This is a genomic window from Novipirellula galeiformis, assembly GCF_007860095.1.
Classification (GTDB): domain Bacteria; phylum Planctomycetota; class Planctomycetia; order Pirellulales; family Pirellulaceae; genus Novipirellula; species Novipirellula galeiformis.
This window is the reverse complement of record NZ_SJPT01000006.1, coordinates 133,238-157,167: the sequence shown is the minus strand read 5'-3', so window position 1 is coordinate 157,167 and position 23,930 is coordinate 133,238. Positions and strand designations below refer to the sequence as shown.

Sequence of the window (23,930 nt, the reverse complement as noted above, 5' to 3'; positions counted from 1 at the left end):
AGCTTCCCGGAATCGGAAAACGCCGAGCCAGCTCCCACGCCGTCGACGCTAACGGATGGCGGCGGCAGTCTATCGACTTCCCACTCCATGCCACGCCCCCGATCGTGCTTCGCTGGGCATCGTGTTTCGCTGAGCATCGTGCTTCGCTGGGCATCGTGCTCCGCTGGGCATCGTGCTCCGCTGGCCTTAATGACCTGTTGGCCGCCGTGCGTGTCTCTTAGCCCGATGCCGATCACGCATATTGTCGAACCAAACTAGCTACGGCGGGCTTGGACGCACCATAGGAGACGATTGCCACCTCCAGATCCACATCGCGGTACCGCTGCAGCGACCTTTCGATCGCGTCGATGATCCACGCGTCGGCGTTGCCAAACACGCCGCCGCCAAGCAGCGTCAGGTACAGTTTGTTTGACGATGGAGCTTGCTTGGCGACCCGCGATTGCGGCGTTGATGGCCGGGGCGAGTTCGCGGCAGCGGGGATGCCGCTTTGGCGGTTCAGGATCGCGGCGCAGAACGTTGATTCGTAGGCTGCTTCCAACACGAGTCGAGCAACGTCCGCCCATTGGCTCTCCGGTTGTCGGCCGTAGGCAACCGGCAGCGCCGAGGCGTAGGCCTGCGACACGCGATGGCGTGCCCCCGGCAGCGTTACGGCGGTGTTCCACTGCAATCCGATGCGAAGCGTGGAACGATAGTGGTCCCGTTCCGCTTCGTCGGCACGTTGTAGTGTGGTCGAAATCTGCTGGAGTCCTTCGTCGGTCGGGATCAGGTAGCCGTTTTGCATTCCCCACAACTTGCCATTTTGGTTTCCCAGCAGCACGCCCAGATCGGAGGCGCAATCGATTTGATGGTCGGCGGTTTGGCCGATGCGATCGCCAACGGCGGCAAAGTAGTTACGAAAGATCGTTCCGGCGCCACATGAGATTGCGCACGCTGGCCCTTGCGTACGATCGTGCTCATAGATCCCCACTCCGCGTTCGGGAGTCACCGAAGGGCCGGTCATTTCCAACAAATTAAACTGAGACGCGACTTGGAACATCGCTCCAGCGTTAGTCACGTCCGCATGCAGTTGGCGAACATCGGCAATCATCTCGCGAATTTTCAAGCGTCCCGGTGATGGCGCTGCCGCCGCGACTCTCGCACGCAGCTCGCTGAGTGTCGGAGTCTCCAGTCGTCCAAACGCGATCCGATTGTCGTTGGGGAGAACCAAACAATCGTCCTCGACCGATATTTGCGAGCGAACGTATTCCGGTGAAACTTCGTCGATCCCCGTAAGCTGTTCAAACCAAGTCATCGGTTAGCCTATACATGTGAAATTCTGCCATTTGAGGTCTTACCAACATCGCGTTCACGCTGCGTCGCGTGATTTCCATTTTTCAATTTGCAACTATCAATTTAACATTTTTAATCCTTCATCACCCCTCCGCCATCCCACATGCCATGGCTGGCCGCTCGAGTCCAAGCTGTCCTCTCCAACTGCTTCCATCGTCAGGTAAAAGAATCCGTCTCGCTTCCGCAGAGCGTTTAGCAAGGCATCGCTTTGAGCCTTGTCGACACGACGAGATGTCTGGATCGGTGCTGTTGCTAACGCTCATTGCAAATCCCTCACCTTTCTTGGAGTTCACGCATTTCCGACGGCTCCATCAAGCCGCTCATAGGAGATCGATTGCAGACAATGAGATAGCCTTTGTTGATGCAGCGATCGTTCATCAGGTCAGAAGCAGAAATGGAATGGAATACAGCCCAGGGCATTTTCTGTCGTGCCTTTTCCTGTGAATCACCAGGCTGACGTGTAGATCTCCAAAGCATCGCTTTGCGTGACGGTGCGAGGATTATTGACCAACAACCGCGTTTGATTCATCGCGTCGCGCGCAAGCATCGGCAGCGAGGCTTGTTCAATGCCCACGTCGCGCAGACGTTGTGGCAATCCACACCGCGCCGAAAGAGCGGCCAGCTCGTCCGCAAACGCGGCGGCCTTCTCCTTTGGATTCACCTCAGCCAGCTTGGGGAACACGATGTCCGCGATCTCTACATAGGGCTGGGGTGACGTGCAGGAATTAAATCGCAGGACATGAGGTAGAACCAATGCATTTGAGAGACCATGCGGTACATGGAAATGTGCGCCGATTGGATAGGCGAGCGCATGCACCGCCGCCACTGGCGAATTCGCAAATGCCTGACCGGCCAACATGGAACCGAGCAGCATATTAGCGCGCGCTGAGGAATCATGACCATGGTGTACGGCACGTTCCAACGCTCCTCCCATCAGCCTCAGTGCCTGCTGTGCCAAATGCCGTGAAACGGGATTGTTGTTCGCGCTGCTCGACGCGTAAGCCTCGATCGCATGAACCATGGCATCGATTCCGGTCGCGGCCGTGATGTGTGGCGGCAAGCCCAAAGTGAGGTCCGGATCCAATAACGCAATGTCGGGGAGGATCACCGGTGTTACCACCCCCATCTTTTCACTGGCGCCGGTGGTCACGATCGAAATCGGCGTCACCTCTGACCCCGTTCCGGCGGTGGTAGGCACTAGCATCAACGGCAATCGCGGACCTACCGCTTTCCCAACTCCGTAGATCTCCGGTAGTGTTTGTGCTCCAGCGGCCAGCAATGCGGAGAGCTTTGCAACGTCCAGCGATGATCCACCTCCCAGTCCGATCACGCCTTGCCGATCCGCTTTCGCCAGCTTGGCGGCGGCGAGGACGACGGCCTCGGACGGATCGGTCTGGACGTCGGCATACACGGTCACATCCACGCCAACGTCTTCCATCATTGCCACGGCCCGATCCACGATGCCGATCGCCACAATGCCGGGATCGGTCACCAATAGAACGCGCGAACCCAACGCCGACTTGGCAATCTGTCCCAGTTCCGCAAACATGCCGCTTCCGAATCGAATACTGCTACAGGTGTCGAATGAAAATTTGCGCATCTCGCACTCACAATCCGCTTGGCGAAGTCAAAAAGAGGTGGAAACATCGTTGTTCCTCAACAATGCATATCGTAACAACAAGCGGAAGGGAGATGTCAGGATCGGTGTTGTTGCTAACGCTCATTGCAAAGCTCTTCTGTTTATCGGATTTCACGCTCTCCCACGGTACCACCAAGCCGCTCATGTGAGAGCGATTGCAGGTAATGAGTGAGCGTCTTGCAGCGCTGTGACAGTTCATCAAGTACTAACGTAGAGTACGCATGTGGCGGACGAGTCGACGCAAATAGAAGAGAACAAGCTAAACGCGGACGCCCATGTTGACGGAGCCGTCAGTACCGACGGCGTGAGTCCGTTTCGTTTACCGATGAAAGAGGTTGCAAACAGTGGGCATTTGGATGCCGTCGCCGTGTTTTTGACCACACTCGGTTTGCACATGGTCGTGGCGTAGCCTAGGCTTCCAGCCTGCGGGGCCGTAACAACACAAGGACCCAGGCTGGAAGCCTTGTCTTTACCCACGTTTCTATTGAGTGCCGTGAAACGTTTTGAGGGTTTGATGCAACGAATTCTCGGGTCGGTCGAACCGTGAATCTGGCTGTCGCTTGACTGATCTGAGGCGGATGCAACGATCTGGCTGCCGACGGGATGGATCGTTGGTGTCCTCTTCCCCTGGAAACCTACGTGTCCAGGCAAACGCAGATCGTTAAACGGAGTGTACTCGATGAAGGTTGTTGATAACGAAACTTGGGTGATGAACCAATTCTCATCCTGTGACCTAAAACACAAAACGCGAACCAAGCGACTGCAGAGCGTCGCCTCCAATATGCTGGCTTGTCCGGAGAAATCGTTACCTGGCCAAAATACCCAGTGGAAAGATCTCAAAGCGGCCTACAGGCTGTTCGATCGTCCCGACGTCACGCACGCTGCGATTTGCCGGCCCCACTGGGAAAAGACTCGTGCGACCCGACCGGGCCGCTATTTGATGATCAGCGACACCACAGACATCGACCACTATTCGCATCAAGCCACCACGGGCCTAGGGATGCTTGGCGACGGTAAGGGCCGTGGCATGCAACTTCACAACTGCTTGGCTTATGACTGTCACAACCAAAAGATCGTCGGCCAAGCCGGTGCGATGCTTTTCTATCGCTCCAGGGCGCCGAAGAAAGAGTCTCGCACACAGCGTCTGAAACGAACACGCGAAGGATGCTACTGGGGCGAGGTGGTCGATCAAGTTGGCCCGCCACCGGAGGGAAGTCAGTGGATTCACGTTTTTGATCGTGGCGGTGACAACTTTGAATCGTTCTGCCATCTTGCGCAAAGCGGATGCGACTGGGTTGTTCGTGCCGCCCAGCTCCACCGCAACGTCTTGGACCACGAAGGTGACACAAAAAAACTATCCGAAGTCGTCGATAACGCTCAGTTGCTCGGCTCTTATGAAATAAACGTTCGCAGTCGCCCCGGTGTGGCAGCCCGGACAGCCAAGATCAACGTATCGGTTGCAACGGTCAGCTTCGTTCCACCAGCACACAAAAGTTCTTACGTCAAACAGTGCGGCGTCAATGAGATCCCGATGCGTGTGGTGGTGGTCCAAGAAGTTGACGCTCCCAAGGGCGTCACGCCAATTCGCTGGGTATTGCTGACAAGCCTGCCAGTGGAAACATTCGAAGATGCTTGGCAGGTGATCGAAGATTACGAGCATCGTTGGCTAATTGAGGAATATCACAAAGTGATCAAGAGCGGTTGCAGCATTGAGCAGCACGCTCTGCGAACCGCCGATCGTCTGGAACCATTGATTGCGTTAATCAGCGTGATCGGGATCAGGCTGTTTGAGTTGAAGTTACTCGGACGCAATGAACGTGAGACGAAAGCCAGCGGGCGTGTGCCGTCATCGTGGATGAAGTGCCTCACGATTCTCCGCCCGAACTTGAAGGCGCACGAACTGACGGTCTACGAATTCTTCCGCGAAATTGGCAAGCTTGGCGGCTTCCTCGGACGCAAAAGCGACGGCGAACCCGGTTGGCAAACGATCTGGAGCGGCTATCAAAAAATGCAGTCGCTCCTTGTCGCGATGAAACTACTCGGTCAAATCGAGACTAAAATTCGTGGGTAAAGACAAGGCTGGAAGCCTAGGCTACGACTGAGTGCTTGAATCTCGTGATTGAGAATTCGGTCGTTTTCGGAGTCAGCAACGAGGACTTTAATCTGATGGACACCGGGCGAATCCAGGCATTGGCAACGTAGCGCCGGAAGGTTCTGGCTCAAGGCGACGGGATGCCCGTTTGCGTCTTAAACTTCCGCGTCCATGACGAAGTCAGGGGGGCCGTACCTCAGCCCGAAATTCTGCAACCCCATGTTGGCCTGATCATACCATAGACGCCATCGCGGAGGACCAAGACGACGAGATTGAACTTCAGCCGTGTGGCGGTTTCGCAGTGCCTGAGAGTTCATTACGACGCCAATGTCACCGCAGACCGCGATGAGTTGCCGATCTGCATGAACCCGTTTGGCCGCCATCCCGGTCGGCATTCCGGTTCGCATTGTTGCTAACGCGTTGTCGAGCCACACCGTGTTCGGCGCGGTGGTCCGATCGTTTTGCGAAAACCAAAACGGGGAAGGAAACAAAGGGGCAAAAGGATTTCGATGGTGGAACGGCGGTACGCCATCGATCAGAATTGAGGTGTCGCTTGTCGTCCTGCCGCGTCAGCCGGTGCGTATGGGGTTTGGTGTTGCCGTTTTTTTCTAATCCGAAGTGGTCAGCGAGGGAATGTTGCTCATGACTAGGTCCCTCGATGATGCTTGGGGTTAGGGACGCTTGGGGTTAGGATTTGCTGGGAACAACGACAATCTCGCGACTTCAAACCGTTGGCGTTTCTCTCTCCTACTCACCGCCGAGAACCCTAATGAACCACATCGACGGAACTTTCTGGGCCAGTCTACTGCGACCGCAATCGGTGCATCCTTTGCCCTCACGCTGGACGCCACGTTTGCCGACGACAATGCGAAACCCAAGCGGATCCTGCTTCGCTCGTCGTGGCAGACGGTGAATATCGGCGACATCGCTCACACTCCGGGGGTATTGAGGATCTTGGAAACGCATCTGCCGGATATTGAAATCGTGCTTTTTCCGAGCAACGTCGATAACGGCGTGGAAACGCTTCTGCGTTCGCGGTTTCCCAAATTGAAGATCGCCCAAAAGGAATCTCAGGAGCTTGAAGAAGCGTACCAAACGTGCGACTTTCTGCTGCACGGTTCAGGTGCATCGCTTGTCGCGGAGAAGGACATTCGCATTTGGCGAGAGAAGACGGGCAAGCCGTATGGCATTTACGGGATCACGCTTCCGCCGAAAATGTCACATGCCACCCGAGCCACTTCGGCCAGCTCGCTCCAGAAAACAGTTGACGTTCTCAGTGCGGCAAGCTTTGTCTATTTTCGCGATTCGAAATCGCTTGCGTTTGCTAAACAACTTGGGGTGAAAAGTCCGGTGATGCAGTTCGGTCCGGACGCCGCCTTTGCCTGTGATCTGCGAGATGACAAAAAGGCCGAAGCGTTCTTACAGAAGCACAATCTACGAACTGGCAAGTTTTTGTGCTGCATCCCAAGGCTTCGTTACACTCCGTACTGGACGATTAAAGAACGCGTCAAGTTTGATCCCGACAAACATCAACGTAACGAAAGGATGAAGGAGCACGATCACGTTCTACTACGTGAGGCGATCATCGAAGTCGTGAAGCAAACCGATCTCAGCGTGTTGGTTTGCCCCGAAGACCGCACGCAAATGCAGGTCGGCAGAGAGATGATTTACGACAAGTTGCCAGCGGAGGTTTTGCCGCGAGTCGCGTGGCGGCCCGATTATTGGTTGACCGGCGAAGCGATCAGCACGTATGTCCGCAGTGCGGGCTTGTTTGGTAACGAAATGCATTCTCCGATCATGTGCATCGGTCACGGAGTCCCTGCGATCGTATGCCGCTTTGACGAACAAACCAGTAAAGGTTTCATGTGGGAAGACATCGGGCTCGGCGATTGGTTGTTCGACCTCGATGACGAATCACGCCGCCAACAACTGGTCGCCACCGTTTTACAGATGGCCCAAAATCCCGCAGCGGCAAAGGCCAAGGCGGCAAAGGCACGCCAGTTCGTCGAAATGCGACAACGCGAGACGATGGAGCAACTGCGAAGCGAATTGGGGTGACGGCAGGCCCGGGAGATCCAGGCGGCATGCAAGCGATCAAACCAGAACGCACGGAGTGATATGGGACGCCGCTGGGGTTCTGGCCTGTTTTTATTGCATTTCCCGGGGCGTGCTGTGCGCCCCCGGGCTTTGTGTTGAACCGCGATGCGGTCGACCTCGGAAAACGGCGTCGGTTCGGTGACACGCCGGAGCGAATGGGGGTGATGGGTTTGCGTTGCTGTAGTGGTTATGATGCATGGCCTTGTTAATCCTCGACAATGCCTTTTTCAACGCTCACGGATCCGATGAGAACCTCGCCCCTGATCTCCGCCGCATTCTTATGCCTTTTGATAGTCCCGCCGTTTAGGATTGGCATGGTGGCGGGTGAAGAGACCGCTTCTGCGCCGAAACCCACTCGTCTCGCGCCGTCGCCTCCGTTGTTAATCCACTCTCCCTCGCAGGACGCCTCGAGCTATCTTCACAATCGATTGCAATTGTCGGAGCGGATTTACTCGGGCGCCCAACCCGAAGTGGATGCGGCATTCGCTGAGATTGCCGAGCTCGGAGTGCGCACGATCGTTAGCGTCGATGGGGCTCGGCCGGACGTGGAAGCGGCGAAGCGGGCGGGTTTGCGCTACGTCCATATCCCGATTGGGTACGACGGGCTCGATCGGAAAGCCAAAGAATCGATCGTCAACCTAGTCAAAACTGCTGACGGTCCCTTTTATATCCATTGCCATCACGGCAAGCATCGAGGCCCTGCGGCCGCGGCCATTGCTTGTATCGCCGAGGGGTCGGCCGACAATGATTCCGCCCTTCAGATCCTGGCCAAGGCGGGCACCAGCAAGAACTACGCGGGACTGTACCGCGACGTCAGCGAATTTCAGATGCCGCCGGCCGACGCACCGCTGCCGAAACTCGTGCCGATCGCCGAGGTCAACTCAATGGCGTCACTGATGGTCGTCATCGATCAAGCCCACGAGCATTTGAAAATGCTAAAGAAGAATGACTGGGCGCCCCTCGACCGGCATCCCGATTTACGATCACACACCGAGGCAAACCTGCTTCGTGAAGGGCTACGCGAAGCGATGCGACTGAAATCGACTCAGCCCCCAAGCGAAACCTCGAAGCACGACGAGGCTTACTGGATGCAAATGGCTGATGCGGAAAGGTTGGCGGAACAACTTGCCGACGCGCTCCAGCAAAAGGATTACGCTTTGGCAACGAAGCGGTTGCACGCGACCGGCGTGTCATGCACAAAATGCCACGATGAATATCGCAATTGATTGCCGCCCGAACGCTCACAGCCAAACTCGAACGATCGCAAGCAGCCGCTCTTGTCCCTAGCATCGTTTGAATAAAACGGCAAAAGCGAAGCGGGCCGAACTCGGCGCCACTTCGCTTCTGCGTGCTTTCTTGTTTAGACCGCGACCGTTGGACGCGGAATCAACCGCCTACAATTCGCGGATTTCGACGTTGCGGAATTCAACGGGATCGCTGTGACCGGCGAACCCAAAGAATCCCGACTTGCGATCCTTGCCGGGGTGGGGCGAGTCGGCCATGAATTCTTTGACCTCTGCAATGTCGGCGTCCAAGATCACGCTACCGTTGAGCTCGACCTTGATGCGAGTGCCATTGACGGTCACTTCTTGGAAATTCCATTGGCCAACTTCACGCAAGTACCCGCGTTTGGCAGCGACCATTCCGTACGCACCGCCGTGATATTGGCGTGGATCCAGTTTGGCGTACTTGGGATGCTCGGAGTCGAGGACCTGCAATTCGGTCATGGCATCGTAAGCGGGGTTGCCCTCGAGAGGGGCGCGAATCGCCAAGCCGTTGTTTCCAGCCGGTGGCAGACGAAATTCAACGCGTGCTACGAAATTGCTGTACTCGTCTTTGGTCAACAGCATTCCGCCATGACCTTGTTTGCAACGGATCGCTCCGTCAACCACTTCGTAGTTCGCAACGGCGCCGTGCCAGCCGTCCAAGTTTTTGCCATTGAACAGCGAGGTGAACGAATCATCGCCCTGTTCGCTGAGCAGTTCATTGGCTTCATCGGGAGTGAATTCACGAATGAACAGATTGCGCCAACGGATTTCACCGCCGTGCGTTTGCAATTGAATTGGACCGGTGACGGCGAGCGGCGATTTACGGTCCCAGTAATTTTCCATGATGGCGTTATCGACGACTTTTTCGCCATTGAGCCAGACGCTGGTGCGAGCACCGATTTGACGAATTTTGAACGAGTTCCACTCGCCAAACGGCTTGTCGGCAAGCTTGGCTGGATCTTTTCCGGCGGCCCCGGCGCTGTTGTTCCAAAGTCCACCGCTGCCAAGATTCGCACCCAGCTTGAACTTGGCTTCATCGGTGTAATCCCAGATTTGGACCTGCGGAGTGGCCTTCAAATAGATGCCACTATCGGCGCGAGCGACGGTCTTGTACTCGAGCAAGAATTCGTAGTCGCGGAAGTCGTCATTGGTGGTCAGGTAGGCGCCGTGGCCATCGTTGACCAATTCGCCATTCTCGATCGTCCAATGCTGCTTCGCATCGGCCATCCACTCGGCTAATTTCGCTTCACGCTCGGCGGCTGGCATGTCGGCCAACTTGGTGGGGTTGAAGTGGGGGCGTGCGTGCCACCCTTCGAGTGTTTTTCCGTCGAAAATCGCACGAAAGCCTTCGGGGGGAGCTTCCGCTCGAACGGCGCTGATTGCGACGAACGCAAGTAAAGTAAACGTAAGAGACGCAAACGTTTTTTTCATCAGGGGGTCCTAGGTGGGATCAGGAAGGTTGAAGATGAACAGTTTAGTCAGATGGGGACGATAAGGGCGTGTTGATTTTGTCGTTCCAGACAAAACAAAGTCGCCTTGCGCTTCGCGAATGCCGTGTTTCGTGGCGTAATTTTTGCGGGAGCGAAAAACGACGATGATTAATACAACACGCCCGTAAGCGAGCGAATCTCTATCTTGGCTCGGTCCCTCGCTTACGCGTCGGGTTAGGAATTCGACTGCGTCCATCACTTCAATGCCGTAACGCTTTGCTGAGTAAGCGGTGAAGGCACTTTGGGGCGTTTGGATGCAATCCAAGCTAAAACTCGCGGCACGATCCGCGCGGTATTCAGTCCGGACGCGGTCTGAGTATGCAAAGGGAGTACGCGATACGGCGGAGCCGGACATCGATATTCGCCCCATCGCAGGGGAGTTTAGCGATAAATCATGCTTTGCAAAGTGCCAGCGATGCCGGGGAGTCTTCCGCTACAGGTGGGCCAATGAGGCAAGTTTCTCTTTTGCGGCGTTCGAATCGATCGTTTCGGCTGCCCGCTTCACCCCATCGGCGACAGTGTCAGACACCCCCACTAAAACGAGTGCTGCGGCGGTGCCCGCCAATACGGCATCGCGGCAAGGTCCCGGTTCTCCGGCGAAAATACGCTGAATGATTGCGGCACTTTCGTGTGGGTTTGCCGCAGCCAATGCGTCACGTGTGGCGGGTAGCAAGCCGAAATCCGTTGGCGTCCAATCGTAGCGGACTGCCTCTGCGTCGCGCACATCGATCACATGTGTCGCTCCCTCAAGCGAAACCTCGTCTTGGCCATCCGCAGCATGGACGACGAAGGAGCGGGTCGTGCCGAGCGAACCGATTGCCGCCGCGACCATCCGCTGTGCGTCGGGGGTCGATGTGCCCAGCAGTTGGTGGGTGGCACCGGCCGGATTGCATAACGGGCCGAGCAAATTAAACAGCGTCTTAACGCCGAGTTGTCGCCGCACGCCGATCACATGCCGCATCGCGGGATGGAGTTTCGCTGCGAAGCAGAAGCAAATGCCGTGTCGATCGAGCCGCTCGGCGACCAATTCAGATTCGGATTCGATCGGCACTCCCAAGACTTCGAGCACATCGGCCGATCCTGATAAACTTGTCGCTTTGCGGTTTCCGTGCTTGGCGACCGCCACGCCTGCGGCCGCTGCGACAATCGCCACGGCGGTACTGATATTGAAGGTCCCACTTCCGCTGCCGCCCGTCCCGCAGGTGTCCAGCAACACAGCGTGGGAGTGGGGAATTTGTGTCATATGGCGACGCATCGCTCGGGCAGCCCCGACTAGCTCGCTGACCGATTCCCCTTTTTCCCGCAGCGCTAGCAATAGGTTCGCGACATCATGCTCTTCCGCCTCACCACGAAGCATGGCGTCAATCAGTTGGCTTGTTTGATCTTCGCCTAAATCGGTTCCCGCATTGGCTTGGGCGATGGCGGTCTGAAAAAGAGAGGGCATGGCGAGATTAGGGGAGCTAAAGAGGAGAGGGGTAAATGGGGAAGGATTTAATTTGGAGCGAGTGGATTGCCAAGCTTGATCGCCAAGCGAAGTTCCCACCCCGGCGCGGCGGCGGCGTGGGCCGTTCGGTTTTCAAACTGGCATTGGGAGGCCATGATACGATATCTTCAACGTTTATGCTGCCACGCTCCCCCTCGTCACGCCACGTTATTGAAACGAAAGCATTTCCATGACACGCAAGATCATCATTGACTGCGACCCCGGGATCGACGACGCCATCGCACTTTGTATGGCTCTGTTCGATCCACGGTTGGAGGTTCTGGCGATTACCGCTACCGCCGGTACGGTGGACGCGGACCAAGCGACTTCCAATGCGATTGCGATTGTCGAACAGTTGGATCCCAAAAAGTACCCGCGCATCGGCAAAGCCTCGGTGCCCGAAGATGCGCCGGTGATCGATGATCGCCACCTCAACGGCGCCGATGGGCTCGGGGGGTGCCACTTTCCCGAGTCCGCTCGCCAGCATCTGCCGCTGAGCGAAAAGGTGATCGCTGAATTGGTGCGAAAGTTCCCCAATGAAGTGACCGTGGTCTGCCTTGGCCCGACCACCAATCTGGCTCGCATTTGTCGTGTCGACCCCGGTGTGTTGCCGTTGTTGGACAAAATTGTGATCGGCGGGGGATCGGTCGCTCATGTGGGGAACGTGACCGCCTCGGCGGAATTCAACATGTACTTCGATCCGATGTCGGCTGCCGATGTTTTCGAGTCGGCAACGACCAAGAGCATGGTGCCGTTGGATTTGATCGATGCGATGAGCTTCGGCGTCGATTTGTTAGAAAAGTTGCCCCCCAAGCATTCGCGTGCGGGAAATTTGTTGCACAAATTACTGCCGTTTGCGTTTCGGGCTGCCCATCAGCGTTTGGGGCGCGAATTGATTCCGCTGAGCGACGCGACGACGATCCTTTCGATCGTCGAGCCCGATTTATTCACTTGGAAATCGATGGCCGGCCGAGTGGAAACTCGCGGCGAATTGACTCGAGGGGTTACCGTCTTCGATCAACGACTGCGGCCGGAATGGCCCGTGAATATGGAAGTGGCGTTGGATGTCGATGCCGACGAGGCGCACGAGATGTTGGTGCGTGGTTTGCGTTACGCAGGACAGCAAACGTGATCGGTTGAGGCGGCCAATCGCCGGGATCGACGGCGCGTGACGAAACCGAGTTCGGCATTCCGCCTCGACAGCACGCGGGCAGCGGGAAACCATTATACTGATTCGAGCTGAGTTCGTTTCAGTCACTCGATCCTCCGCCCCCTCGATGTTTCTTTATGCCTAGCGACAAACCCTCCTCGGCGCAACCGGTGGTCCCCAGTCGCATGCTGCCGCGTGTTTCCTTTCGGCTGGTGTTTGCGATCACGACGCTTTCGGCCATTGTGGCTGCATTGGCACGCCAAGCGGGAGACGGAGGCGCATTGGCGACCGCCGTGATGACGGCGTTGTTGGTCCCCGCGATCTGCTTTGCCCTGTTTGCCATGCTGTTCTTGTTTGCCTGGGCGATCACGTCGCTTTGGTTCCAGGGGGACGACCAAGACACGCTGCACGGCAGCCCGTTTGCCGCTGGCCAATTGCCGCCACAAATCATGCCCCCGCGAGAGCACAACGCATGATGCGAAGCAACGCATTTCTCAGGCCGCGAATCGTAACGGCGATTGTCGCAATGTCGATCGTTTGGGGATGGTTGATCCTTGTCACGCCCCACGGCTGGGCGGATAACGCGGAGTCCCTACGTCAACCGGATTCCCCGTCTGAACTCGATTCCACGTCTGAACTCGATTCCACGTCACGGGCAATTTCCGCTTCGCAGGCAATTTTGCCTCCCACCGCCCCCACGGTTCGCTTGCCGACCACGAAAGTGAACAGGCTCGGATTGACGATCGACATTCAATTGGCGCGGCAACAAGCCGCGGGAACCATCGCGGTCAAAATCGACGTTTGCTCGACCAGCACGTTTGCCGCCGACCGTGAATTGACTCTCCGCTTCGTTACCGATCCCAACGGACAATCGCCCCCCACCAACGGATTGCGAGTGGACGTGCCGATTTCATTGGCCCAGGGCACCTCCGCAACCACTGTGATACGGTATTTACCCAAATGGTCCGTCGGTTACCTGTACAACGTCTCGGTATATGAACAGGACCGAGCACTGGAGAATTGTTTCGCCAAGCTTGGTGGGAACGAGATCAACTTTGCGGTGGACGATCCCGACTTCCATTGGTTGTTGGTTACCGAATCGGAGGAGGTGGATTACGCGAAATTGCCGGATCTCCGCTCGTTATTCTCAAAGCCTTCGCCGCAGCGGATTTCTCGGGTTCCAGGCGAGCTTCCTGCGCCGGAGCAAGACCCTCATTTGTGGGCATCGATTCTAAGCGACGGCCCCAATGTCGCTGCGGGGCAAGCTGAATTGCCAACCGATTGGCGTGGTTACCAGAACGTTAGTCTACTCATCGTTAATCTTGCGGCGTTAGAGTCCGCCAAGCAAAACGGCAACTTCGAGGCGATTCACGATTGGGTCCTCAACGGGGGATCGATCGCGTTGTACGACGCGGCCTCGGAACAGCAGTTTGTCGAGGCTTTGGGGTTGCTCCGCGATGCCCCTGCGGATTCAAAACTGGCCGTGCCCATCCCGGAGATGCCCATCGCGGGGTTCCCGTACAACGTACCCGCTGGCGACTTGAAGCCGTTCGTTGACGCCCATGCTGCGGAGTGGGCGAAGAAGACGTGGGTTCGTCCGCTCGGTGCGGGATTGGCGTTCGGGTTGCAGCGATCAGCGGACAAGACGTTCCCTAGTGCAATGCAATGGACCATTGTGGAGAAAACGCTCGGCTATCGCGTGTCACCGATGTTACGGCGCGGGGTCGACCCGATCCTCGGCGACCGACGCTTTGGCCGTTGGTTGATCCCAGGGGTCGCTCAGCCGCCGGTTTACACCTTTATGGGACTGCTCGCTGTTTTCGTAATCCTGGTCGGACCGGTGGCTTATCGCAGTACGGCAAAACGTGGACGCACCTATTTGATGTTCTTGATCGCTCCGGTGCTGGCGATCATTACCACGGTCGCCATGTTCGCCTACGGGATTGTCTCGGATGGCTTCGGCACGCTGGCGCGGGTGCGACAATTGACTTGGGTCGATGGGGCGTCGAGCAAGGCGGGTGAGCGAATTCAGTCAACCTATTTTGCGGGATTGAGACCGATCGACGGCCTGGAATTCTCAGGCGATGCCGAAGTGATGCGTTATACCAGTGGCAACGCCGGAGCTTGGGAAACATTGAACCAACTTCCGCCCGCAATCATCGGCAACATGCGTATCGAAGATCAAACCCAGCGTTTCAGTAGCGCCTTTTTGCCTTCGCGACAGCAGCGGCAATTTGTAGCCCATCAATCTCGACACGCGATCGGTCATCTGTCGATCCAAACCGACAAATCGGATCCAAATCGCTCCGCAGCCACGGTCGGTAACCGATTCGCGTTTGAACTTCGTCAATTGGTGATCCGAGATGCCGATGGCGAATATTGGTTCGCGGAGCAGGTCCCCGGCGAATCGAATGACGTCCCTTGCGTCCTGCTCAATTTGAAGGAGGCGTCAAGCAAACTTGCGAGTCACTACAATCTCTATCGTCCGCTGGAGGAAGACACCTATCAAATTTCACGACGTTCCTTTCGAGGCTTGACGCAGGATCTGATCGTGCGGGCCTTGGACCCGCGTCTTAATTCAACGCGAGAGAACTGGAGGGTGTCAACCGGATCGTTCGAAAACTGGCTCGATCGACACCTCCAATTGGATCTCGATCTGCCTCTCGCTCACTTCGTTGCAATCTCGGACGTCAGCGAGGATGTGATTGCGGTGCCCCAAGCGGAATTGGTCGAGAGCGTTCGTTACGTTTATGGAACTTTGAAATGAACACCGATACGTCATCGGCCGTCGACGATCGCAAACCCACGGGCGGCGAACTTGCTGGCGCCATGGAAACGAGGGGCGGAGTGCATCGTGGCGCCGGCGATTGCATTGAACTTCGGCGACTGCATCGGTTCTTTGGTAAAACCAAAGCGGTCAACGATATTTCGTTCTCGGTCGCTCGAGGGCATGTGTTTGGCTATATCGGTCCCAATGGCGCCGGCAAGACCACTTCGATGCGAATTCTTGCAACGCTCGATTTGCCCAGTTATGGCGACGCGTTCATCGATGGGTTTTCGGTGATCAATGATCCCGAACTCGTCCGTCGCCGGCTTGGGTTCATGCCCGATTCCTTCGGCACCTATCGCGATGTGAATTGCAAAGAATATCTCGACTTTTTTGCGCGTGCGAACGGATTGGTCGGTCGCGAGCGGAACCAACGCCTTGAGTGGGTGCTCGACTTTACTGGAACCGCGGGGATGGCAAGCAAGCCGATCCGGGGGCTGAGCAAAGGGATGAAGCAACGTCTTTGTTTGGGACGCGCCCTGATCCACGATCCCGCCGTGTTGATTCTCGATGAACCCGCAGCGGGGCTTGATCCCCGAGCACGCATCGAGCTGCGCAAGATGATTCGCGAATTGGCGGACCGTGGAAAGACGGTTTTGATTAGCAGCCACATCCTGACCGAATTAGCCGAGATGTGTGATTCGGTGGGGATCATCGAGCAGGGGTGTTTGTTGGCGACCGGCAGCGTAGAGCAGATCCAGCGTCAACGTGAAACCCATCGCGAATTAACGATTCGGTTGCTCGATCGCGCGAGCGAATGTGCCCAGGAAATTGAAACGAGGACGGGCATCGACCGGACCCTCGTCGACGGGACGCTGGTAAGGTTTGAATTCGAAGGCGACTTGGAAGCCCAAGCCGATTTGGTCGCCTGGATTGTCGGACGCGGCTATCGAGTCGCTGAGGTCGCGTCGCACAAAAAGAGCTTGGAAGACGTCTTCTTGCAGGTCACCGAGGGGCTCGTGCAATGAATGAAATGCTTTCCATTGACCCCGCTTCGGTTACTCCCGCGACAAACGCAAATCGTTGGGAACGATTCGATGCGTGGTGCGAACGGAAGGGCGATCAGCTCAATCCGATCCTCGTCAAAGAGACTCGCCAGGCGCTGAAGAGCCGTCAATTCGTGGTCACGTTCTCGGTATTGCTGTTTGCCTCGCTGGGGTGGACGGTCGCGGGCAGTTTGTCTCAGATGCCACAGATCTACACGACTCCCTCGGCAGCCCGTTTGATGATTGGCTATTACGTGGTGTTGGCGATTCCGATGCTGTTGGTGGTACCGTTGGCGGCTTACCGATCGCTCGAAGGCGAGATCGACGATGGCACGCTCGAGCTGTTATCGATCACCGCGCTCAGCCCTTGGCAAATCGTGCTCGGCAAACTGGCCAGCGCGTCGCTACAAATGATGATGTATTTTGTCGCCCTGTTTCCCTGTATGGCGTACGCCTACACGCTGCGGGGGGTGGACTTGCCGACGACCTTGATCATCATCGCGACGTTGTTGGTGGCGGGTCTCGTGCTGACGGTGATCGCCTTGTTCTTGGCCCCGTTGGCACAGAGCCGGACGGGCCGCATCGCGACGCTACTAATGCTGATGATGATTCTGTTGATCGCCGAATATTCGATTGGCTTTTTTGTGATTAACTTGATCACCTATGGCAACTCGTTGTCCGCTTCCTGGGTGTTTTTCTTAAGCGCATCGACAATCCTGTTGTCGCTATCGGTCTCGCACTTGTTATTGACCGCGACGGCGGCCCAGTTAACGCCGGAGAGTGAAAACCGCTCGACCCAGCTTCGCATTTCGATGATGGTGTTGTCGATGTTGTTGGTTGGAATCGCATGGTATTCCGCCAACGCACTCGAGGGCAGCGTGGGCGTGTTTCTGATCACGTCGCTCGCGTTGGCGGTGTTGTGGACTGTCTTCGGAAGCATGCTGGCGGCCGAATCCCCGGTGATGACACCGCGAATTCGGCGTGAATTGCCGCAAAGTTTTTTCGCCCGTGTGATGCTAACTTGGTTGACGCCGGGCCCCGCCACCGGCTTGGTATTTGCCACCGTGAATATTGTCGTCTTGACCGCGACAATGCTCTTCGGGCTTGTGCTCTACGCTTCCCAGATGGGCAATGTTCGCCCCTTGGAGATTCAAGCGTTCATTCGAATCAGCATGCTGTTTGTGAGCTATTTAGTGGGCGCGTTGATCGCCGTGCGATTGGTTGTCGCGGTTGTCCGAATCAACAATCATCCTCGCGTTGAAGTCGGCATGGCGGCGATGGTCACCGTGCTCGTGATGTCCGCCTTGGTGCCTTATTCGATTGGTTTGCACCTCAATGATTACCGTGGTTATTCGTACTCGCGTTGGCAGATTGCCAATTGGGTTTGGACGCTCGCCGAAGCAGGTCCCAATGGATCGGTGCGGACTTTTGAAGTGGGGATGGTGCTCGGGTGCGTCTCGATCGCATTTATTGTCTGTTTGCTAACGATGCCGCGAATCGTCATGCCCCGACGTATCGCGACGCCGGAACAGGTCGAGGCAGAGCAAGCCAAGGCCGCGCACCCCCTGAAGCTCGCCCCCTGAATACAGGGGTAAAATCCACTAGAATTGGTTTTCACCTCGCTAACGTATTGGCTTTCGTAAGCCCGCCTCGCTACAACAGCGGTCGCTTGATCGACACGACTCGATGTTGACAGCCACCGCGTCGTCTCCCGCATCACGATTTTTAAAAACAAAACGGCTTGTATCGCATGACTTCTGAATCTGGATCGTCTCCTGACCGCCCCGATCCCGCCGACGCTAACCCCGCCCTCCGCGCGCGGGTTCCAGACCATGTCGCCGAAGGTTGTTTTAGCACCGGCGCGATTGTGATGACCGGGCCGAGCGAATTCATTATTGACTTTTTGCAAACGATCGGCCGACCCCATCGTGTTGCCTCGCGGGTGGTCATTCCTCACCCTGTCATGCCTCAATTCATCGAGGCGTTGCAGACCAATCTCGATCTCTATCGCAATCGTTTTGGCGATCCCCCGTCGCCGCCCGCCAACCCGCCACAAAACCAAGCTCGCCGCCCGACGCCGCAAGAGATCTATGATGATTTGAAAATGCCCGATCACGTGCTCAGTGGCGCGTATGCCAACGGCGTAATGATTGGGCACGGCGCCAGCGAATTTGGCTTGGACTTTCTGACCAGTTTCTTTCCGCAAAGCGCCGTCAGCTCGCGAGTGTTCGTGGCGGCAGGCCAAGTCCCGCGGCTGCTCGATTCGCTCAAGGGAGCTGTGCGTCAACTGGAACAACGACGACAAGAGCAAGGTGGTGCTGCCGGGCCGTTGCCTCCCACGCCTCCGTCGCTCGGCGATGGCCCGATGGGAGAGCTCGATCGCGGCAACAGCGACCTCACCTCCGATGGCGGACTCGAAAATCGTGGGCTTGGTCGCAATGAAACCGAGGGCGATGCGGAAACCGAGGGCGATGCGAGAAAAGAGGATCCTCCGCCTCCTGCTCCCCCCCGCGACAACGATCCCCAACCTGGCAGCTAGTGCTCTGTCTGAATTGGAGTTAGCAGGGAGGAAGTGCTGGCCAGGATATTGCATCCGGCCAAGCAAAAATGTCCGAACCGATTGCTCAACAACGGGTTGCCTACTCAGTAACGTGTTACGCATTTTGAGTGGCGTACGCAAGCAAAATTATCACGCGACGCGTGAGTGAGGGGGTTTACGAAGGGGGCCTCGCTTACGCTGCGGGTGATGCAATCTCCGCCCTCGTTGCTTCACGGCGGATTCCCCCAAGTGGAAATGGTGAAATCTTTCTGGGGTTGAGATCGCCACGGTTTCACGACGTTTTCTTGAGTCTTTTTCGACAAAACAGGTGAAGTGGGCTGAGTTTCACACTTTTCTCTATTTCCGAAAAATGGCGATTTCGACTAAAGTCCCACTCACATACCGCAAATGTACCTGGACGACTCGCTCTTTGAAGGGCTTCTTGCCACACGATGATGGCAACGCAACGGAGTCGCCCCAATGAATGACCCACGTGGCCATGGAGGAGCCAGACCATGTTATTAGAACGAATCGATATCGACGCACACGGTCCCCTGAACCGTGTAGAACTTGGACCGTTCTCAGAACATCTCAATGTGGTCTGTGGCCCCGAAGGCTCGGGAAAGACAGCAATCGCACGCTTCATTCGCGACTCGCTCGTCGAGCGTGATTACCCGCTGGGGATGATGAGCTCCTCGTCGGGACGCGTCGTTTGGGCCGATCGCAATGGGTTGTTGCATTGTCGACGGGAACAGGATGGATCCAAGCAAGGTCGCCGCAGCGTCGAATACGAATCACGCGGTGTTGCTTCACAGGACTCCGATTTCCAAAAGCATGCTTGGCTGAACACACAGTTCCCTTCCGCAGAGGGCTATCATTCGAGCGACGCGGTGGGCGGTTATGGTCGCGACTCTGACGCCACCCGCGCCCTACACTCGATCCAGTTGCCCGAAGCGATCGTGGATGCTGTGATCACCGATACCGCGATCACGCATGTCGCACGAGTTGTCTCGGCGTGCCTGCGAAGCGGCCTCGATTCGCGTCAAACCTATCGCGGACTACCACTGGACGAGACGACTCCCTACTCCAACCGCGACGGCTACACGGCGCAGCAATCTTCCGCCCACGAAGAGCATCGCCGATCGCTTCGCGCTCAGTTGGCAGATGTTGAAATGGAATTGGCTCGCATCGAGCCCGATTCTTGGAACGAGCCCGCATTGCTCGCTCGCCGTGATGAGTTGACGAATCGTTTGAATCGTCGCCCGGTTCCTCGTTCGGAATCGTTTGACGAGCTCGAGCGGGCCGATCGCCAGTTGCAAGCGTTTTGTGACCGAGCCAATCACCTGCGTGCTCGACAAAGCGAGTTGCGTCGTTGGGTTGCTGACCTCGATGCGCAATTGCGCACCGGTGATGTCCCGCACCGCGATGAAGTGACGGGCAACTACCAACAACATTGGGCTATCCGGGATGAATCACTCCGCCGTGAGCTCGATGATCTCGACGCTCAGATGATTCGGTGGCGTCGCGCTTTGCTTGAGGTTCGTGGTCTGCGCGATGCGATTCTCGCAACACGCCAAAGTTTTCGTAAATCGGGGCACGTCGACTTTGTCGATCATGGTCCCCAAGACGCTGCGATCCAACGTCGACGTCGTTTAGACGGATTCCTTGACGCGATCGATCGCTTTGACGCTTCGCGTGGTTGGAAAGAATTCTACTCGGACTCTCCGTTTTCGGACGACCTTTACCACGCATCACGTGTACGTGATCGAGCGGAAATTCAAGCTTCACAGGAGGGGCGAGTTGTCGATCCGATTCATTCGCTCGATCACTTAGAGCAACGCGTTGAATCGGCTACACGTCAAATCGATTGGTTGCTGCAACGCTACGCAAGTTCTGAAGATTTGAGCCATGATTGGTACCGAGCCGCTCGTGAGTCGACCGCATTTGGCGGCACGACGCTCGCAGAAACCTTGCGGACGATCCGAAACGATCTCGTTCACGCGTCACGCCACGCCGTCGCGGATAAATTGGCCTCCGTCGGGGTTCAATCGCTCCGTGCGGGTGCTTCCGACGACCTGCGCGAACTTCATCGCAGCGAACAATGGTTGGTGTCGGCGATCGAACAACTGATGCAGCATCGCGAAGCGATCTTCAATCGCTACACGCCAACGGAGATGAAGGAAACTCAGGATTGGGCGCGTCAGCGTGAAGTCCTTCATTGGCGTTATCAAACCGAACGCGCTGAACGGCTCTCGGAACTGGATCGGACTTCGCGTGAACTCGAAGCCTGTCTGGCCGAAGCGGCCCGGTTGCGGCGCGACGTGCGTGCCGACCAACCTCGCCAAAATGATCGTGACGACGCCATCGCTCGCGAGGCAATGCTGCGGGAACGGCAGCAAATCGACGGCAAACTATCGAATCTTTCCCGAGTTCGCTGGCTTCGCGACCGAGCTGAGCAATTGCGTGACCAACTCCGTGTCGTTCACGCTCCGATCGAATCGACTTCGCCGCTCGCTCAAACCGCTAGCCGTTGGTTGGTTCGTTTGTCGGGTGGACGACTGCGTCACCTTTCCTGGCGAATGACGGCGGCATCGAACACGATCCCGCACAATCCCGCAGTCTCGAATCGTGTAGCGGCATCCTCCTCGGCGTACGGTGACGTGCACGTCGCCATTGATGGACGTGATGAATCCGCTTGCTCCCTAGCTGACCGCGGCTTGGCTGTGATGGCCGTGCGAATGGCCGCGGGCGAATTGCTCGCACGACTTGGCAAACCGGTGCCATTGGTACTCGAAACGGCGCGTTCCTTGGTCAGCTCCGTTGCCGATCACCCTCAAGGTTCCGCATCCGATGCGAATCGTGACTCGGCATTTTATCACCACAGCGGTGATGGGCGTTTCAATCATCCGGTTGCCTCGGCGCTTCGCGACTACGCCACATCGGGTCGGCAAATATTGTTGCTGACCAGTGATCGATGGTTGACCGAACAAATCGCACGCGGTGGCGGGCGCACGTTCACGTTGAGGGCGGATCGAGTGGTGCACGCCCACCGCCCTGTGTGGCGACCCCACTACGCGCCCGAACGCTATCACGGACCGCACCCGCATACGTACGGTGACCAAATCGTCGGAGAACCCTCTTCCTATCGCTCCCGCGAGTTTTTAGTCAACGATATCAATCGCGATTTTGACATGGCTTGGCGTGAAACCTATGGTCTCTACGACCACGGTGACGCGCGTCATCCTCAACCGACACGCGCGGTCCCCACGCCGGGACATGTGCACTCCTCGAGCATCGGCGATCACACAGCCCCCACCCCTCGTACCAGCACCGATACCGCTCGTGGCGGAGACCTGTTCCGCGATGGCTATTATTACGCCGACGCCTACACCACCGCGCCACCCCCGGCAATGGATGCAACCGTCGTCCCCCGTGGAAACGGGGCTTATCGGGATCGCTCTCTGATCGACTCGGGACAACTCAATACACTGCGTCGTTCGGACCATACTGAGCCAGCTTTTTTTTTAACGGTGGATAGTCCCATCGATCAAGCTCCGTCGATTGACGCGGTCGCAGCCGCACGGTTGCGTGGTTTACAGGTCACTCATATCACGCACTTGATGCAACAAGATGCCAACCGGTTGTCCGATGCGTTGGGCTTGGCAAGTGTCGACGCCGCGACGATCCGGCGTTGGAAGAGCGAATGCCGATTGGTATGTCGAGTGCCGAAGCTACGCGGCTTTGATGCTCGCGTTCTCGTCGGTTGTGGAGTCACCGATCCCGCTCAATTGGCATCGATTCATCCTACCGACTTGCTGCAACGTGTCGAAGATTTTCTTGCCACGGAGCAAGGACAGCGAGTTTTGCTGAGCGGCAGCAGTCGCGAGCTATCGCGGATCACAAGCTGGATCGCTGCGGCCAATAGCTGGGGGGCCGAGCAAGGTTCTCGCTATGTCGATGGCCGTGCCGTTCGCAAATCGGCTCAACAAGACCGTCGCGCCAACGAGAACCGCGGCCGATCGCGCGATCGACAAAACCTTGGCGACGACTCAATGCAATACGCGGGCATCCGTTACGGGATCCGCCCGATCGGTGGCGAAACGCGACAACGCGAGGGCATTCGTGTCACACGAGGACGCCCACTGGCGGGACGCTCCACCTTGCAAATGCGAAATGGCGACGGCAGCCGGCGTCGTCGCTCAGGACTTCGCCGTTCCGACTCGGGCCGTTCCGACTCGGGCCGTTCCGACTCGGGCAGCTCCGAGTCACGCAGCTCGCAATCTCGCAGCTCGCAATCTCGCAGCTCGCAATCTCGCAGCTCGCAATCTCGCAGTACCCAATCTCGCAGCTCGCAATCCAGCGGTCGTGATGTCGTTCGCATGGAACCACGAGAGGGTGAACGCTCCGAACGAGCGTCGCGTGAATCGCGGAGCGAGCGTGAAAACCGCATGAATCGCGAGCCTCGTGACAGCGAAAATGAATTGCGATTCTATTTGCAACGCGATAGCCCCGTCGTCGACGCCCCCTCGATCGGACCTCGCATGGCAGATCGATTGAATCGGATCGGCGTCTACAGTGTCGATGACTTGCTCAACGCGGATCCGGATGCCTTGGCCGAGCAATTAAGAAACCGCCGCATTGACGGGGAAACGATTTTGTCTTGGCAACAACAAGCCACCTTGGTTTGTCGCATCCCAATGCTTCGCGGACATGATGCTCAATTGCTCGTTGCGTCGGACATTACCGCTCCCGAAGAATTAGCGATCCAGGACCCTGCGGATTTGTTCGGTCGCGTCGACCCGGTCAGTCGCAGTCGTGAAGGCAAGAGAATCCTCCGCAGTGGCAAACTTCCTGATTTGGAAGAGGTCACTCAGTGGATCGCCTACGCCAAAGAGAACCGCGAACTTGTGGCCGCGTGAAGGGATCCCCCGTTTGCGTAACTCCGCTCTAAGAAGCGAACCAAAAACCGCGAAGAAACCCGCGGTTAGCCTGGATCAAAAAGTGGATGAGGAGTGTCGGGCCGCTGGTTC

General features: G+C 56.9%; 16 protein-coding genes. 11 read left to right on the top strand and 5 right to left on the bottom strand.

Annotated elements, in window-relative coordinates:
- Positions 1–232: 232 nt before the first annotated feature.
- Positions 233–1,291 carry a hypothetical protein gene (locus tag Pla52o_RS17225; RefSeq protein ID WP_146595862.1) on the bottom strand — a complete coding sequence of 353 codons (1,059 nt, stop codon included), beginning with the start codon at positions 1,289–1,291 and terminating at the stop codon, positions 233–235.
- Positions 1,292–1,774: 483 nt separating this feature from the next.
- Positions 1,775–2,929 (bottom strand): iron-containing alcohol dehydrogenase, encoded by a 1,155-nt coding sequence (locus Pla52o_RS17220; protein ID WP_146595861.1) that lies wholly within the window; start codon positions 2,927–2,929, stop codon positions 1,775–1,777.
- A 262-nt stretch (positions 2,930–3,191) separates the two neighbouring features.
- On the opposite strand from Pla52o_RS17220, the gene Pla52o_RS17215 reads away from it, so the two are divergent.
- Both Pla52o_RS17215 and Pla52o_RS17210 read left to right on the top strand, forming a co-directional pair.
- Positions 3,192–3,377 (top strand): hypothetical protein, encoded by a 186-nt coding sequence (locus Pla52o_RS17215; RefSeq protein ID WP_146595860.1) that lies wholly within the window; start codon positions 3,192–3,194, stop codon positions 3,375–3,377.
- Positions 3,378–3,647: 270 nt separating this feature from the next.
- Positions 3,648–5,039 carry an IS4 family transposase gene (locus Pla52o_RS17210; RefSeq protein WP_146595859.1) on the top strand — a complete coding sequence of 464 codons (1,392 nt, stop codon included), beginning with the start codon at positions 3,648–3,650 and terminating at the stop codon, positions 5,037–5,039.
- 176 nt (positions 5,040–5,215) lie between these two features.
- Here the strand turns inward: Pla52o_RS17210 and Pla52o_RS27940 are convergent, their stop codons facing one another.
- The gene (locus tag Pla52o_RS27940) at positions 5,216–5,551 is read right to left on the bottom strand and encodes a thiamine pyrophosphate-dependent enzyme (protein WP_197169308.1); all 336 of its coding nucleotides are present in this window, start codon (positions 5,549–5,551) and stop codon (positions 5,216–5,218) included.
- A gap of 301 nt (positions 5,552–5,852) precedes the next feature.
- On the opposite strand from Pla52o_RS27940, the gene Pla52o_RS17200 reads away from it, so the two are divergent.
- Both Pla52o_RS17200 and Pla52o_RS17195 read left to right on the top strand, forming a co-directional pair.
- A complete protein-coding gene (locus Pla52o_RS17200) occupies positions 5,853–7,118 on the top strand; it encodes a polysaccharide pyruvyl transferase family protein (RefSeq protein ID WP_146596033.1) in 1,266 nt (421 codons plus the stop codon).
- Between the two features lie 284 nt (positions 7,119–7,402).
- Positions 7,403–8,383 (top strand): cytochrome c, encoded by a 981-nt coding sequence (locus Pla52o_RS17195; protein WP_146595858.1) that lies wholly within the window; start codon positions 7,403–7,405, stop codon positions 8,381–8,383.
- A gap of 168 nt (positions 8,384–8,551) precedes the next feature.
- Here the strand turns inward: Pla52o_RS17195 and Pla52o_RS17190 are convergent, their stop codons facing one another.
- Both Pla52o_RS17190 and trpD read right to left on the bottom strand, forming a co-directional pair.
- Positions 8,552–9,856, bottom strand: coding sequence for a 3-keto-disaccharide hydrolase (locus Pla52o_RS17190; protein WP_146595857.1), 1,305 nt, complete (start codon positions 9,854–9,856; stop codon positions 8,552–8,554).
- Between the two features lie 492 nt (positions 9,857–10,348).
- Positions 10,349–11,359, bottom strand: coding sequence for an anthranilate phosphoribosyltransferase (trpD, locus tag Pla52o_RS17185; RefSeq protein ID WP_146595856.1), 1,011 nt, complete (start codon positions 11,357–11,359; stop codon positions 10,349–10,351).
- A gap of 229 nt (positions 11,360–11,588) precedes the next feature.
- On the opposite strand from trpD, the gene Pla52o_RS17180 reads away from it, so the two are divergent.
- From Pla52o_RS17180 to Pla52o_RS17150, 7 genes are all read left to right on the top strand, one after another.
- A complete protein-coding gene (locus Pla52o_RS17180) occupies positions 11,589–12,530 on the top strand; it encodes a nucleoside hydrolase (protein ID WP_146595855.1) in 942 nt (313 codons plus the stop codon).
- Between the two features lie 155 nt (positions 12,531–12,685).
- Entirely contained in the window at positions 12,686–13,024 is a 339-nt protein-coding gene (locus Pla52o_RS17175; protein WP_146595854.1) for a transmembrane 9 family protein, read from the top strand.
- Complete coding sequence (locus tag Pla52o_RS17170) at positions 13,021–15,315, top strand: hypothetical protein (protein WP_146595853.1); 2,295 nt, start codon at positions 13,021–13,023, stop codon at positions 15,313–15,315. Before Pla52o_RS17175 ends, Pla52o_RS17170 begins: the two co-directional genes overlap by 4 nt.
- Positions 15,316–15,377: 62 nt before the next feature.
- Positions 15,378–16,343 (top strand): ABC transporter ATP-binding protein, encoded by a 966-nt coding sequence (locus Pla52o_RS17165; protein ID WP_146596032.1) that lies wholly within the window; start codon positions 15,378–15,380, stop codon positions 16,341–16,343.
- Positions 16,340–17,944: an ABC transporter permease gene (locus Pla52o_RS17160; protein ID WP_231612431.1), complete on the top strand. Its 1,605-nt coding sequence runs from the start codon at positions 16,340–16,342 to the stop codon at positions 17,942–17,944. Before Pla52o_RS17165 ends, Pla52o_RS17160 begins: the two co-directional genes overlap by 4 nt.
- A gap of 167 nt (positions 17,945–18,111) precedes the next feature.
- Complete coding sequence (locus tag Pla52o_RS17155) at positions 18,112–18,900, top strand: DUF3467 domain-containing protein (protein WP_231612430.1); 789 nt, start codon at positions 18,112–18,114, stop codon at positions 18,898–18,900.
- A 515-nt stretch (positions 18,901–19,415) separates the two neighbouring features.
- Positions 19,416–23,819, top strand: a complete 4,404-nt coding sequence (locus tag Pla52o_RS17150; RefSeq protein WP_146595852.1) for a DUF4332 domain-containing protein — start codon at positions 19,416–19,418, stop codon at positions 23,817–23,819.
- Positions 23,820–23,930: the final 111 nt, after the last annotated feature.

Coding starts and splice junctions, on each gene's coding strand:
- Pla52o_RS17180 (WP_146595855.1), top strand. CDS start 11,589: ATGACACGCAAGATCATCATTGACTGCGACCCCGGGATCGACGACGCC.
- Pla52o_RS17150 (WP_146595852.1), top strand. CDS start 19,416: ATGTTATTAGAACGAATCGATATCGACGCACACGGTCCCCTGAACCGT.
- Pla52o_RS17165 (WP_146596032.1), top strand. CDS start 15,378: ATGGAAACGAGGGGCGGAGTGCATCGTGGCGCCGGCGATTGCATTGAA.
- Pla52o_RS17175 (WP_146595854.1), top strand. CDS start 12,686: ATGCCTAGCGACAAACCCTCCTCGGCGCAACCGGTGGTCCCCAGTCGC.
- Pla52o_RS17170 (WP_146595853.1), top strand. CDS start 13,021: ATGATGCGAAGCAACGCATTTCTCAGGCCGCGAATCGTAACGGCGATT.
- Pla52o_RS17220 (WP_146595861.1), bottom strand. CDS start 2,929: ATGCGCAAATTTTCATTCGACACCTGTAGCAGTATTCGATTCGGAAGC.
- Pla52o_RS17190 (WP_146595857.1), bottom strand. CDS start 9,856: ATGAAAAAAACGTTTGCGTCTCTTACGTTTACTTTACTTGCGTTCGTC.
- trpD (WP_146595856.1), bottom strand. CDS start 11,359: ATGCCCTCTCTTTTTCAGACCGCCATCGCCCAAGCCAATGCGGGAACC.
- Pla52o_RS17210 (WP_146595859.1), top strand. CDS start 3,648: ATGAAGGTTGTTGATAACGAAACTTGGGTGATGAACCAATTCTCATCC.
- Pla52o_RS17225 (WP_146595862.1), bottom strand. CDS start 1,291: ATGACTTGGTTTGAACAGCTTACGGGGATCGACGAAGTTTCACCGGAA.
- Pla52o_RS17160 (WP_231612431.1), top strand. CDS start 16,340: ATGAATGAAATGCTTTCCATTGACCCCGCTTCGGTTACTCCCGCGACA.
- Pla52o_RS17155 (WP_231612430.1), top strand. CDS start 18,112: ATGACTTCTGAATCTGGATCGTCTCCTGACCGCCCCGATCCCGCCGAC.
- Pla52o_RS17195 (WP_146595858.1), top strand. CDS start 7,403: ATGAGAACCTCGCCCCTGATCTCCGCCGCATTCTTATGCCTTTTGATA.